The following is a 13,640-nucleotide window of genomic DNA, read 5'->3' on the forward strand; positions in this document are numbered from 1 at the left end:
TTTCGCTGTTCCTCCCATCGGATCGGGCTGCAGCCGTTTCACGGTTTGCAGGCTGATCCTTCCGTCCATAACCCGAACTTCGTTCCCGGTCCATCAAAATGAACGAACTAGTTAGTTTATAATCAGGCCAAGCCTGTCTCCCGGCTTTTTGCTTGACCGGCATTCCCGTGCGGTTCCCCGGCCAGAGGCGTCGTTGACTGCGCGACGTCCTACGGCCGAAGAATGATTTTCATGCCCTCGCGTTTTTCAACCAGCGCCAGGGCCGTCTCGAATTCATCGAAGCCGAATTCGTGGGTGACCAGCCGCATCAGGTCCTTTGCCACGCCGGGCAAGAGCCGCATCGCCAGCCGCCACGTGGTGTCGTTGTAGCCGCGGGAGCCGATCAGCTCCATTTCCTTGAGCACGACAGGAGTGGTGATCGCATTTGAATGGCTGTGGCACAGGCCGATCAGCCCGGCGCGACCTGCCTTGCCGATCAGGTCCAGCATTTGCGGGACGACCGCCGCATTGCCGCTCGTTTCGTAAACGATATCGGCGTTCTCCGGCGTGATCTTTTTCAGGTAGTCGACCGGATCGGTCGTTTCCACATTGACCGGCAGCATGCCGAGGTCCGCCGCGAGCCGGAGCCGGGTCGCATCGGCACTGACGCCGGTAATGATCACTTCGCTGGCGCCTGCATGGCGCGCGAGCAGGCCGGTCAACAGGCCGATCGGCCCGGCGCCGATCACCACGACGACATCGCCGCCCCGGACGGGAACACGCTCGTACACCGCATGAACGCCCACGTTCAAAGGCTCGAGCAACGGGGCGACAGCCGGGTCGATGTTTTCCGGAAGCGCATGAACCTGCTTGACCGGCACGGCCACGAATTCCGTCCAGCCGCCATCGACATGGCCGCCCATCATCCGGCGCTGGTCGCAAAGCGTCGGGCGGCCGAGGTCGCAATAACGGCATTTGCCGCAGCCTTTCTGGGGATTGACCGCGACGACGTCGCCTGGTTTCAGCGAACTTTTTTCCGGCGCCGTGACCACCGTGCCGGAAAATTCGTGGCCAACCACGACGGGGAAGGTCGGGGCATATTGGCCGACGACCGCCTCGTACCATTTCCAGATGGCGACATCGGTTCCGCAAATACCGCCGGCTCCGATCTTGATGAGCACTTCGTCGGCTGCGGGAACCGGCTTTTCTTTCTCGATGACCGCCATGGCGCCCGGTTCCGGGCGGAGTTTCGCGATTGCCTTCATCTTGTTTTTCCTTTGCGCGTTTTCGGGGCCGGGGAGAGTTAGCCCTGGCGCATGTCTTCTGCGGTCAATTGATAAGCGAGGTTGTAGACGAGCGTTTTCGGCGCGCCGATGCCGCAATCACTTGCGTTGACGGTGGCTTCGATGTCCGAAACGACGGCTTCCAGTTCCGGCAGGCCGCTGCCTTCGGCGATCACGACCGCATCAAAGGCGCTCTCGTTCATTTCCGGGCGGAGTTCGGTTTCCTTCGTCTTGACGTCGGAGACTTCGGTCCGCGCCACGCCGACATGGGCGTTGCAGACACCGGTGATTTTCAGAAGTGTATCGGCAAGGGACTGGGCGCCTGCACGAAGCTTTTCCTCATTACCGCCGTCCACATAGCTCAGCCGGACAGTCGCGAGCCCGCCGCCATTGCCAAGGCCGGCGGAGGCGATGCGCTCGCAGGCCACACGAAGGAAATTGCGGAAGGCGGGTTGGACTTCCAGGCTCCAGTCCGTCGGATTGTTCAGGCGCTCGAGATAAGCCGGTGAGCGAAAGACTTCGACGTTTTCACCGGTGTAGATCGTGCCGTAGCGATAGCGGTCGAACCCATGATTGATGAGCCGCTTGCCGATCAGGAAGCCGGGAATGGAGAGGCGTTCCGGCATATGCTCCCGCGTATGCCACTCCATGTAGTTGTTCTGCGCCGCAGGATCGATATCGTGCCACATGGCGAGAAATGCATTGCCGGTCAGTGCCATAAGTCGTCTCCCATTGTTTCCATATGCCGTTGGCGCTCGACTGGTCGTGGCGCCCGGCCTTTTCTGTTTTCAACTCAATCAGTTTTTGCCGCCTTCGCCCGCGCGCAGGCATGGTTCGCGGCGACATAGCCGAAGGTGATTGCCGGTCCGATCGTGATGCCGGGGCCCGGATAGACTCCGCCCATGACGGACTGCATGTCGTTGCCGCAGGCGTACAAACCCTCAATCGGCTGCTCGGTTTCCGTCAGAACCCGGCAATCCTCATCGGTCTGCAGGCCGGTTGCGGAGCCGATGTCGCAAGGCCACAGCCTGACTGCGTAAAAGGGTGCCTTATCGAGCTTGCCGAGCGTCGGGTTGGGCTTGTGGGTCGCATCGCCATTGACACATTCGTAGGCGGTCTCGCCGCGACGGAAATCCTCGTCGACACCGGTCTCGGCAAAACCGTTGAAGCGCTCGATGCTCTGTTTCAGAGTGGCGGCATCTATGCCGAGCTTTTCGGCCAGGTCTTCGAGGGTATTTGCCCGAACGAGATAACCGTCTTCGAGGAAAGGCCCGAGACCCCTTCCACCCGGACGCACCATACCGAGGCCGTATTTGGTGAGTGCCTTGGCATCGGCAATGAGATAGGCCGGAATGCTCGACCCGTTTTCGTTGGCGGCATACATGGCAACGCCGAACTCGTGGTAGGACCGGCTTTCGTTGGTGAACCGCCTGCCGTTCTTGTCGACGCAGATGGTTCCGGGCTTCGACCGGTCCATGACGAAATGGGGGAAGACCGCCGTCGTGCCATCGGGCCGTTGTCGAACCGAGCAGGGAGCCCAGAAGACATTCTGTTCCGCGCCCGTGCCGTAGCCTGCGCCCTTGGCGAAGGCGAGATCGTGCAGGGCCCCGGTATGGCCGGGGGGCGCGGGGCTGTAGTCCAGGACGGGCTGGGGCAGCATCCTGGCGCGTCGTTCCGGGTGCCGGCCGAAGCCACCGCTAGCGAGAATGACACCGCCCCGGATCGTCAGCTTGCGTTCCACGTTTCCCTGGCGGACCACAAGGCCATCGATCCTGTTGCCGTCGCCGGTGAGGGCCTCCGTTTCTGTCTGCGTGGCAATGGTGACGCCGAGATCGAGCGCGGACTTCAGCAGCCGGCCGATCATGGCATTGCCCATGACAAGCCGGGTCCCTCGTCCATAGCGAACTTTCTGAAACAGATACGAGCCGAGCAACCGGAACGCATAGCCGAACGACTTCAGGGATTTCGTCAGGTTTAGCAGGTGGGAAATGTCGTCGCGATCGACCATCAGTCCGCCCAGGATCGTAAATTCAGGGATCGGCGGGCGGACGAGTTTCAGATCCTTGCCAAGCGGACCTGCGTCGAAGGGCTGCGGCTCCAGCGCCCGGCCGTGGGAGGTGGATCCATCGAGCTCGTACAGATAGTCGGGATGGAGCGACCGGGCGCTGAATTTCAGGTCCGTACGGGTTTCAAGCTCTTCGACCGCCAGCGGACCGTTTTGCAGGAAGACGTCGCGCATGGACGCAGACGACCGGTTGCCGACGGCCTTGTCCAGGTATCTCTTCGCCTTTTCCGGGCTGTCATCTGGAGCGGCATGGCGCGTGTTGGGAATCCAGGCGGATCCGGCCGAATAGGCCGTCGTTCCGCCGAGGTATTCCGTTCGTTCGATGAGAATGACCGATGCCCCCTTGAGGGCCGCGAAGACGGCCGCAGCCATCCCCGCCGCGCCGGCGCCCAGAACGGCGACATCGAATTCTGCATTCTCCGGCAATCGGGAGATCGTGGTCGATGCGTCTGTCATGGGTCCATCCTCTCGCTCGTTGCCGTGTCGCTGGCCGAGTTTGCGCCGCCTTCGAAATAGGAAAAACGTCCGGGAAGCGCAGGCGCTCGGCCGATGCGGACCTGGCGATGGCGGAGGCCGGCCGGGCAGGGCGTCTCCGTCATGGTTTCGGCAAACGCCCTGGCGTTCTCTTCGGTCGGAAAAGCCCGATATTCCAGGGCACGATGCAGGGTGCCGGTCAGGGACTGAACGGCAATCAAAGGTTGGTCATCCGCTCCCTCCCAGTATCGCGGTAACTGGCCGGGCAGCGCATCGACGATGGTCTCGACCACCGTGAGATCGTCGCCGATCGCTTCAGACGTGCGCACTCCGTTGCCCGGATAAAACGGACTTTCGACGAAAAAATCCGTCTGCTGGGACAGCATGAGGCCGCGCACGGTCGCAAAGAAAGCGCTGTCCTGTGCTGCGAAATACCGGTCGTAGGTCGCACGCCAGTGGTTCAGGTCGTCATAGCGGTAGAAGTGCAGGATTTCCGTCCCGTCTTCACCCGGGCAGACGAGATAGAAGAGATTGCTCTGCAGCAGTGGTTGGAAGAGCGGGCCGGAATTCCACTTTTCCTGGGCTTCCCAGAAGGCGTCTTCTTCCCCCTGCCGCAGCAGATAGGCCCTGCGTTCGTAGATCATCGGCCGGCCGTTTCTTCTCCGGTATCGAGCATGTCCAGCACGGCTTCGACGGCGCGCTGATACCCCTTGGCGCCGAGGCCGGCTATGACGGCGGTGGCGTAGGGCGACACCAGGGAATGGTGATACATCGCCTCGCGGGCATGCACGTTGGAGATGTGCAGCTCGATGATCGGTCCCTTGAACATCTTCAGCGCGTCGACGATGGCGATCGAATAGAAGGTGAAGGCGGCCGGGTTGATAATGATAGCATCGGCCGTGTCGATGCCTTCATGTACCCAGTCGATGATCTCGTATTCCCTGTTCGACTGGCGGAAGGTGATCTCGTTGCCGCGCGCGGCGGCGACGCACAAGGCCTCCACATCGGCCAGCGTCGTCGTGCCGTAGATTTCCGGCTCGCGCTTGCCCAGGCGGTTCAGGTTGGGTCCGTTCAGGATGAGAATATGGCGTTTCATTTGAATGTCTCCCGTCAAATAAGGCTAGCCCTTGTAGCCAAACAGCCTTGGCAGCCAGAGGACGAAGTCGGGTGTTAGGGTAATCACGAGAAGCAGAACCAGCATGGCCAGCAGGAACGGCAGGACCTCCTTGACGATGCTGTTCAGGTTCGCCCCGGATATGGAGGACATGACGAACAGCAGCAGCCCGTAGGGCGGGGTAATCAGTCCGATCATGATGTTGATGACGCACACGATACCGAAGTGGACCATGTCGACCCCGAGACCGGTGGCGGTCGGGACCAGAACCGGGATCACGATCAGCAGGATCGTCGTGCCTTCCAGAAGGCAGCCCAGCACCAGCAGGATGGCATTCACGAGCAGCAGGAAGCCTGTCGTGGAGAGATCGAACCCGGCGATATAGGCCTTTAGCGCGTTCGGAATGTTCTCGACCGTCACCACATAGTTGAAGGCGAGGGCGCCTGCGATCAGCATGCCGACGGAGATCGAAATGCGCGCGCTGGACAGGACGGAACTGTAGGTCCCCTTCCAGGTCACGGAGCGATACAGGAAGACCGAGATAAACAGCGCGTAGAGGGCGGCAACCGCGGCGGCTTCCGTTGGGGTCGTGATACCGCCATAGATGCCGCCGAGCAGGACCACCGGCATCATGAGGGCAGGGAAGGCGCGCACGGTGATCCTGGGGAGGTCCCTGATCGGCACCGGAGCTTCGACCGGAAAGTCGCGCTTGCGGGCGATATAGACGATGAGCGCCATCTGGACGAGGCCCATGGCCAGTCCGGGCAGAACGCCGGCCAGGAACAGGAAGCCGATGGAAGCATCGGAGACCAGGGAGTAGATCACGATCGGAATGGACGGCGGAATGATCGGCCCGATCACGGCGGAAGCGGCCGTCAGACCTGCCGCGAAACTGGCCGGATAGCGGTTCCCCTCTGTCATCATTTTCTGCATCATCCGGCCGGTGCCGACGGCGTCGGCAATCGCCGATCCGGACATGCCGGCAAAGACGATGCTCTGCAGGACGTTGACGAGGGCCAGCCCGCCGCGGAACCGACCGACAATGGCGTTGCAGAATTCCAGCAGGCGAAGCGTCATCGAGCCGTTGTTCATCAGTTCCGCTGCCAGGATGAACAGGGGCACCGCCAGCAGCACATAACTCGTGTGCAGGCCGTTCAGAACCTGTTCGGCGGCGGTGCCCATGTCGAGCCCGGCCAGGAACAGATAGATGGTCGACGACACGATCATGGCGTGACCGATCGGCAGGCCGAGGATCGAAAGACCGAGGATCGAGATAATGGCGACGGTAAACGGATCGGTGAGGGTCACTTTGCGTCTCCCTTTTTCGGCGCGCGCGCTATGACGCTGCCGAAGGAACGCACACTGATCACCACGTATTTGACGAGGATGGCGGCGACAAACAGCAGGTAGATCGAAAACAGATGGTCGTAGCGGATCTTCAGGTAGGTCGTCTTCTGGATCTTCATGAAGGAGACGAAATCGTAGACCGCCGGAAACGACGCGGCGTAGACCACGAGCAGGACCACGGCAGTTACCAGGGCCATCACGGCGCGGGTCCGCTTGCCGACACTCGTGGTCAGGATATCGAAGCGGATTTCTTCTTTTTCGCGCAGAACGAAGGCGGCCCCCCAAAGGACGAGCCAGAGCCATGCGGTCACGGTGAGTTCGGATGCCCAGCCGCTCGGCAGATTGAGCAAATAGCGGAAGACGACCTGCAAAATGAACGCCGCGAAGACCAGGGCGAGCAGAAAGGCCGCGACGTTTTCGGCACGCCGATGAAGCCATCCAAGCATGAGAATGATCCGTTTCGATACTTGAAACTTAACGCCCGGAGCAGGGAAGGCCGCCGAACCTGGCGGTCGACGGCCTTCCGCACACGGGAGACTTAGAGAGCGTTGATCCGCTCAAGCATGCCTTCCGGCCAGTTCTTCGCGATGTCGGACTTCTTGTACATGTCCTGTGCGTAGACGCGGAAAGCTTCGACGTCGGGCTTGTAGACCTTCAGGCCGTGCTCTTTCATGAAGCCGACGAGCTCGACTTCCTTCTGAAGCTGCAGCTCGTTGTTGGCGGCGATGGCCGCATCGGCCGCCGCCTGGAACTTCTGCTGCTGCTCCGGGGTCATCTTGTCCCAGGCGTCCTTGGACACGGAAAGAAGCGTGTAGCCCAGGATATGGCTGGTTTCCACGATCTGGGACATGACTTCATAGAACTTCATGGCCTGGACGTTGCTCAGAGGGTTGTCCTGGCCGTCGATCGCGCCGATCTGGAGACCGGTGTAGACTTCGGCGTAGGCCATCGGCGTCGGGTTTGCGCCGAGCGCCTGGCCGAGAAACTGCCAGGATTCTCCGCCGGGCATGCGCAGCTTGACGCCGTTCATGTCTGCCGGGGTCTTGATTTCCTTGTCGATGCGCAGGCCGACCTGACGGGTGCCGTTGTAGATCGGGCCGAGGATCTTGATGTTCAGCTTGTCTTCGGCCATGTCCTTCATTTCCTGACCGGCGTCGCTCTCGAAGAAGCGCGTCAGGTGGTCGGCGTCACGGAACAGATAGGCCGCGGTCAGAAGGGACCATTCGGGAACGAGGTTGGCGATGTCCTGGGGCGGCAGGTCGCTCATTTCCAGATTGCCGCGCTGAATGGCGATAATCTCTGTGCCCTGCTTGAACATGGTGCCGTTGTAATAGGCTTCGAAATCGAAGTCGTCAGCGATCGCGTCACTGAACTGCTTGACGATGTTGGCGCGAATGTCCTGCTCGTTAAAAACGGTCGAGAAGCGGATCCGCATCTTGTCCTGTGCGAACGAGCCGGTCGCTCCGGCCAGGGTGCAGGCCGCAATGCCAAACGCCAGCGCCGTGCGGCGGGTGATTTTTCTCATCTTCTTCCTCCCAGTCGGAAAATCACTTGAGGTTCAAGCTTCATCGCGAAGCTTGATCGCGACATTTGCAAAAAATGGAATTGAATTCAAGATTTAAAATCTTTTCTTTTTTTGTTTCAGTTTCCATATTTGGATTTGCCGGTCGTTGCTGATCGTCAGGACCAGGAATGTCCTGCCTTGGCGAGGATGGAAGTCGCCGTTTCAAAAGCGCGTTTTGCCCTTCCGGCGGGCGAGGCGGTCCTGGCGAATTCCACATCGGGCACTTCGACGCTGATCAGGAGATCGTCCGGCAAAGCTTCGACCAGCTCCACAAGATCAATGCCTCCTTCGCCGGGGAAGTTGCGGGCCGTCCGCGCGATTCGGGTGAGTTCCTGCTTCGACGGGTCGTACGGCACGGGACCGTCGCACAACTGGCCATATGCAATCTGGTTAACAGGCAGGGCCGCGATCTCGTCGCTGGTCGTGCCTGACCGGTGCACGTGCAAGGCGTCGATGATGATCGTCGCATTCGGGGTGCTGACGGCGTCGACGATGCGTCTCGCGGCAGCCAGATCGGGGACGCCGGTATAGGGCATGAACTCGAGGGCTGCGTTTATTTCGTATCCGGCCGCGGCTTCGGCGAATGCGGCATATTTCTCGGTCAGACGGACCTCATCCGTATCGTCACCGACGACCAGAATGTTGCTGGCGCCAAGAACGGCGGCGCGAACGAGCAGCGCCGTGTAGTCGTCGCGGGTTGTGGTCGCGTTGAGCCGCACCATCTCGATGTCGGCGACCTGGATACCGGTGTCCGACAGAATGGACAGGGTTTCGCTTAACAGGGCGTCGTCTGTCAGCAGGGGGTAGGGGGCTTCCGCCTGCGGATTGGCCGGTAACAGGCGCAAGCCGAGCTTCTGGAACCCGGCTTCGGCTGCGGCCCGGATCGCAACGGTCGGCGCCACGTCGTGCAGGGTCAGGAAGGAGAGCGACAGGGTGTGAGACATTGATAAACCTCATGAATTTGTTGACGGCTTGGTGCGAAGAAGGCGCACGTTCCCTGCGCGGGCGCTCGCGGCGCCCACGGGTGACGGTTCATTCCGGTCAGTCAGACGGTTGCGGATTCCCGCGCTATCCGGCCTGTTTCAGTCCGGCGCTGTGGGTGAAGAACGATGATGCGGAGCTGGCTGCCCCAAGTTCGATCGCAGCCTGCTTCAAGGTGGGGCTGAGCTCCCTGGCGCGGTCTTCATTGAGGCGGGCGTAGGGGCCTGCGATCGACACGCAGCCGACCACGTTGCCCGTAAGCGTGTTGCGAACGGGCATGGCCATTGCCGCCAGTCCGACCGTGTAGGTGTTGGCGGAATAGGCGTAGCCCTGCTCCCGGAAGGTGGCGAGGAGCTTCTGCAATTCCGCTATGCTCTCAATGACCCTGAGGCCGGCGGCCGTGGATCCCGAACGTAGCCCCTGCTTGCTGACCAGGGCGATCGCCGCGTCGTCGTCCATGGTGGACAGCCACGCGAGACCGCCCGCCGTCGAGGCCAGGTGGATCTGCATCCCCTGTTCCGGGCCCGGATCGTAGCGCAGTCCGGTGGTGGCGCCCTGGGCCACGGCCACCCAGATCAGCTTGTCGCCGTCGACGACCGATAGGCGGATCAGCTCGTGGCTGGCCTGAGCCAGTTTGTCGAGCACGGGCTGGGCAAAGTCGTTGATGCCGCAGCGTGTCAGGTAGTTGAGGCCCATGGCTGCCAGTTTGAGGCTCAGGCTGTAACGGCCACCCGCCTCGTGCTGGCGAACATAGCCGAGCCGGGCGAATTCGTTCAGCTGGCGGTGGACTCCGCTCATCGGCTGGCCGGTTTGCGCGGCAATTTCGCTCACCGTATATCCGTCGGGGTCTTCCGTAAGTAGTTCCAGGATGCCGAGAGCTTTCTCGATCACGCTACTCATTGTGTATCCCCCAGTTAGGTCAGCATGGATTGCGGTGAAACCGGACCCGATTTGCCTTTTGCAGAAAACAGCATTGCCTCAACACAGGCAAGACTTTGCATGGCATCCCGGACGGTTACCAACGGCTCTGCATTTCCCTCCACGACGGACAGGAAATGCTTGAATTGGACCGAAAACGGATCTTCCGGCTGTACGGAGTGCTTTTCAGGCGTCATCGGTTCGTACCAGGATTTTTCTCCCGGATAAGACCAGATGTGAAAGTCCGGCAGCGAGATGGATCCTTCGGTGCCGCAATAGTAGTGCGCACTTGCGGGCAGGGCGGGGAAGCGCTTGGGAACCTCGCCGGCTGTCAGGTCCCAGGCCCAAGGGGAGACCGCGGCATCGGTCACCATGAAATTCGCAAGAAGTCCGGATTCGAAGCGGACGGACGCCACTGCGCTGTCCTCGACCTCGAGGTTGCGCGTGGCCGAGGAGGCCAGGCTCACGACCTCGGTGATGTCTCCGAAGATATAACGCAGCAGATCGACCTCGTGGATCATGTTGATGAGCATCGGCCCGCCGCTACCCGGTTGCCGCCGCCATTCGACGTCATGGTACCCGGCGTTCTTGAACATGGCGCCCATGACATTGGCGACGACCGGCTTCCCGATCCTGCCTGCGGCGATCAGAGACCGGGCTTCCTGGATGATCGGATTGTGGCGGCGGTGATGGCCGACAAGGATGGGGACGTTCTTCTTCTCCGCTGCTTCCGCCAGCCGGATCGCCGCGCGCGCGGTTTCGGCGACCGGTTTTTCGACCAGCGCCGGTATGCCTGCATCGACTAGGTCGAGGGCGACCGGAACGTGGGTCGCGTTGGGGGAGGCCACGACGGCAGCGTCAAAGCCGCCGTCTTTCAGGAGGCTGGCCGTGTCCGGATACCAGCGCAGGCCGGCTTTTTCGGCAGTTGCCGCCGATGCGCGAAGCGGGTCGACGAGGGCGACCGCCTTTGCCTTGTCCGCCGTCCTTGCGATGGTCGCCAGGTGCTGTTGCCCGATCACGCCGCCGCCGATCACGGCAATCCTGCATTCACTCATGGAAACACCCTCCCGTTTATCAGTACGTGGCCCGGCCGCCCGACATGTCGAACGTGGCGCCCGTCGAAAACGAGCACTGCTCGGACGCCAGCCACAGAACCATCTCCGCCACTTCATCGGCCTTGCCGGCCCGTTTCATTGGAATGCGCGCCAGGAGGCTTTGGAGTTGTTCTTCTGTCATCTGATGGATCAGGTCGGTCTCGATGATTGCCGGCGTGACGCAATTGACGAGAATTCCGGTCTCCGCCAGTTCCTTGGCCAGTGCCTTGGTCAGGGCGATCACGCCCGCCTTGGCCGAGGAATAGGCGACCTGATTGGCATTGCCTTCCTTGCCCGCCACCGAGGCAATGTTGACGATGCGTCCATGTCCCTGCTCGCGCATGGCCGGCACAACGTATTTGCAGGCCAGAAACACGCTGGTGAGGTTGATGTCCAGGATCTGGTGCCATTCCTCCGGTTCCAGGCCTTCGATGGGCGTCGTGCGGCCGGTGATGCCAGCGCAGGTCACCAGAATGTCGACCTTGCCGAACTGGTCGATGGTCTGGTTGTAGGCCTGTTTGACGGTGAAAGGGTCGCGCAAGTCACATGCAGCAGAGAAGCAGGACGCATTTTCCGAAGGTCTGAGATCCCAGATTGCGACCCGCGCGCCTTCGGCCTCTGCGCGTTTCGCAACCGCCGATCCGATGCCGCCGGCGCCGCCGGTGATCACAATGACTTTGTCCTGAAAACGCACGACCGATGGTTCTCCCGATTCCGATTTTGGTTCTCTGGATAATATTGAAGGCTTTTCGAAATTGGAATAGCATTCAAGAAATTGAGTCATAAAATAAAGGAACGTCGCATGAAGACATATCTGGTCACGGGAGCGAGCGAGGGAATCGGCGGTGCCGTCTGCAGGAGAATCGCCGAGGCGGAACAGGGCCCGGTCAGGCTCGTCCTGACGACCTCCGGTCGCAAGCCGGCGCCGCAGTCCCTGATCGACGGCCTTACGGATCTCGGTGCGGAGGTGACCTATGTCGCCGGCGATTTGTCCGATCCGGACAAATGCCGTGACATTGCCGCCAGGGCCATGGAAGTCGGCGAAGGGCAGGTGCAGGGCTTCGTGTCCAATGCCGGAGCGATGGCGCCGACACCGCTTGCCGACATCTCCATCGACACCTGGCAGTCCCAGATGGACCAGAACGTGCGTGCAACCCTGCTGCTGGCGCAGAACCTCAAGCCGGCGCTGACCGCTGCCCGAGGCGCGATCGTCGCGACGTCCTCCATGGCGGGCCTTGCTCCGCTCAAGGGCAATGGTGCCTATTCCATTTCAAAGCAGGCGCTCAACATGCTCTGCCGCAGCCTGGCCCAGGAATGGGCCTGTGACGGCATCCGCGTCAATGCCGTGCTTCCGGGCATGATCCGCACACCGCTGACGGAAAAGATCTACACCAACGAGGCCGTGCTGGAGGCCCGCTCCAATTTCGTCCCGCTGGGACGGGTCGGGCGTCCGGAGGACATTGCCGAGGCCGTCTGGTTCCTCTTGAGCGATGCGGCTTCTTACGTGACCGGACAGTCGCTCGTCGTCGACGGCGGGCTCCTCGACAGCATCCTCTATCGCGTTCCGGGTGTTCCCGCCGACTGACGCAGATCGACGCGGTTCCAATTCCTGTCGCACCGGGCTTGACCGGTGCGCGTCTCAAATGTGCCAACAAGCGGAAAATCGATCGAACCATGCAGGCCGATATGCAATTCACACAGGACAATGTCCTGGATCGTAAATGTCTGATGCCGTCGCAGGATATGCTTCTGGCCGGGCTCGTCGGGCGCGGCATCCAGCGCTCGCGAACACCGGAAATGCATATGGCCGAAGCGGCCGCCCACGGAATGCGCAGCGTTTACCAGATCATCGATTTCGATGTCTTTTCAGGACGTGAACCGGATCTGGCCGAAATCCTGAGTGCGGCGGAAATGACCGGCTTCAACGGTCTCAACGTCACCTATCCGTTCAAGATCCAGGTCGTTCCGCTGCTTGATGCGTTGTCGGCGAATGCCAGGGCGGTGGGATCGGTCAATACGGTGGTGTTCCGCGATGGCCGCCGCTACGGCCACAACACCGATCTGTGGGGTTTTTCGGAAAGTTTCCGGCACGGTATGGAAGGAGCCGTCAGGACCAAGGCTCTTCTGATCGGAGCCGGGGGTGCCGGCGTTGCCGTCGCCCATGCACTGGCCGATCGCGGCGTGGAAAACCTGCTGATTATCGATGCCGACCGGACCCGCGCGTCGAGCCTTGCCACGCAGCTGAAGACAAACCGGCCCGGCATGGCCACCGCGGTGATCGACTGTCTCGACAGCGGGTCGGTCGCCGGTGTGGACGGGGTCGTCAATGCGACGCCGATCGGAATGGCGAAAGCGCCGGGCTCCCCGTTCCCCGCGGACTTGCTCGACCCTGCCATGTGGGTCGCAGATATCGTTTATTTTCCGCTCGAAACGCAGCTTCTGAAGGATGCGCGCAAAATCGGATGCCGCGTCCTGCCGGGCTCCGGAATGGCCATCTTCCAGGCTTCCCGGTCCTTCGAGCTTCTGACCGGCCGGCCGGCGGATCCGGAGCGCCTGAAGGCGACATTCGAAAGCTTCGTCCCGCCCGGCGGTGTGCAATGAACACCGGCGCCGTTGCGCTCGCTCAAACTGGGGACGCGTAGGTGAAGCTCATACCGGTCCCTACCGTGCCTCGAGACTCATTTTGAGAATACGGGCACCGGGTTGGACGTCTCCCTGAGGCGGCGAAATCGCATCTTTCGCCGCTTCCCAGCATTTTCTAGCTGTTTTTAGGAGAGGTGCCGGTTTCCGTGCCGATTGCTCAGCTTGGCAGGTGCTAGCG

14 protein-coding genes are annotated in these 13,640 nt (G+C 61.3%); 2 read left to right on the forward strand and 12 right to left on the reverse strand.

Annotated elements, in window-relative coordinates:
* Positions 1-209 precede the first annotated feature (209 nt).
* The 12 genes from ABIN98_RS02865 to ABIN98_RS02920 all read right to left on the reverse strand — a co-directional run bounded on the left by ABIN98_RS02865 (position 210) and on the right by ABIN98_RS02920 (position 11,513).
* Complete coding sequence (locus tag ABIN98_RS02865; protein WP_346907233.1) at positions 210-1,244, reverse strand: alcohol dehydrogenase catalytic domain-containing protein; 1,035 nt, start codon at positions 1,242-1,244, stop codon at positions 210-212.
* Positions 1,245-1,282: 38 nt separating this feature from the next.
* Positions 1,283-1,981, reverse strand: a complete 699-nt coding sequence (locus ABIN98_RS02870) for a hypothetical protein (RefSeq protein WP_346907235.1) — start codon at positions 1,979-1,981, stop codon at positions 1,283-1,285.
* Positions 1,982-2,055: 74 nt separating this feature from the next.
* Positions 2,056-3,783 (reverse strand): FAD-dependent oxidoreductase, encoded by a 1,728-nt coding sequence (locus ABIN98_RS02875; protein ID WP_346907237.1) that lies wholly within the window; start codon positions 3,781-3,783, stop codon positions 2,056-2,058.
* Entirely contained in the window at positions 3,780-4,445 is a 666-nt protein-coding gene (locus ABIN98_RS02880) for a hypothetical protein (RefSeq protein ID WP_346907239.1), read from the reverse strand. The genes ABIN98_RS02875 and ABIN98_RS02880 overlap by 4 nt, the downstream gene beginning before the upstream one ends.
* Positions 4,442-4,897 (reverse strand): type II 3-dehydroquinate dehydratase, encoded by a 456-nt coding sequence (locus ABIN98_RS02885; RefSeq protein ID WP_346907241.1) that lies wholly within the window; start codon positions 4,895-4,897, stop codon positions 4,442-4,444. Before ABIN98_RS02885 ends, ABIN98_RS02880 begins: the two co-directional genes overlap by 4 nt.
* A gap of 24 nt (positions 4,898-4,921) precedes the next feature.
* Positions 4,922-6,223 carry a TRAP transporter large permease gene (locus ABIN98_RS02890; RefSeq protein ID WP_346907243.1) on the reverse strand — a complete coding sequence of 434 codons (1,302 nt, stop codon included), beginning with the start codon at positions 6,221-6,223 and terminating at the stop codon, positions 4,922-4,924.
* Positions 6,220-6,708: a TRAP transporter small permease subunit gene (locus ABIN98_RS02895; protein ID WP_346907245.1), complete on the reverse strand. Its 489-nt coding sequence runs from the start codon at positions 6,706-6,708 to the stop codon at positions 6,220-6,222. The genes ABIN98_RS02890 and ABIN98_RS02895 overlap by 4 nt, the downstream gene beginning before the upstream one ends.
* 92 nt (positions 6,709-6,800) lie before the next feature.
* Positions 6,801-7,787, reverse strand: a complete 987-nt coding sequence (gene dctP, locus ABIN98_RS02900; RefSeq protein ID WP_346907247.1) for a TRAP transporter substrate-binding protein DctP — start codon at positions 7,785-7,787, stop codon at positions 6,801-6,803.
* 155 nt (positions 7,788-7,942) lie between these two features.
* Complete coding sequence (locus tag ABIN98_RS02905; RefSeq protein WP_346907249.1) at positions 7,943-8,770, reverse strand: TIM barrel protein; 828 nt, start codon at positions 8,768-8,770, stop codon at positions 7,943-7,945.
* Between the two features lie 124 nt (positions 8,771-8,894).
* Positions 8,895-9,707, reverse strand: coding sequence for an IclR family transcriptional regulator (locus ABIN98_RS02910; protein ID WP_346907251.1), 813 nt, complete (start codon positions 9,705-9,707; stop codon positions 8,895-8,897).
* Positions 9,708-9,721: 14 nt separating this feature from the next.
* On the reverse strand, positions 9,722-10,780 hold the full coding sequence (locus tag ABIN98_RS02915) for a Gfo/Idh/MocA family oxidoreductase (RefSeq protein WP_346907253.1): 1,059 nt from the start codon (positions 10,778-10,780) through the stop codon (positions 9,722-9,724).
* 19 nt (positions 10,781-10,799) lie between these two features.
* The gene (locus tag ABIN98_RS02920; protein ID WP_346907255.1) at positions 10,800-11,513 is read right to left on the reverse strand and encodes an SDR family NAD(P)-dependent oxidoreductase; all 714 of its coding nucleotides are present in this window, start codon (positions 11,511-11,513) and stop codon (positions 10,800-10,802) included.
* A gap of 108 nt (positions 11,514-11,621) precedes the next feature.
* Between ABIN98_RS02920 and ABIN98_RS02925 the strand changes: the two genes are divergently transcribed.
* Positions 11,622-12,404 (forward strand): SDR family oxidoreductase, encoded by a 783-nt coding sequence (locus tag ABIN98_RS02925; RefSeq protein ID WP_346907257.1) that lies wholly within the window; start codon positions 11,622-11,624, stop codon positions 12,402-12,404.
* Between the two features lie 143 nt (positions 12,405-12,547).
* A complete protein-coding gene (locus ABIN98_RS02930) occupies positions 12,548-13,420 on the forward strand; it encodes a shikimate dehydrogenase (protein ID WP_346907259.1) in 873 nt (290 codons plus the stop codon).
* Positions 13,421-13,640 lie beyond the last annotated feature (220 nt).

The organism is uncultured Roseibium sp. (genome assembly GCF_963675095.2).
GTDB lineage: Bacteria > Pseudomonadota > Alphaproteobacteria > Rhizobiales > Stappiaceae > Roseibium.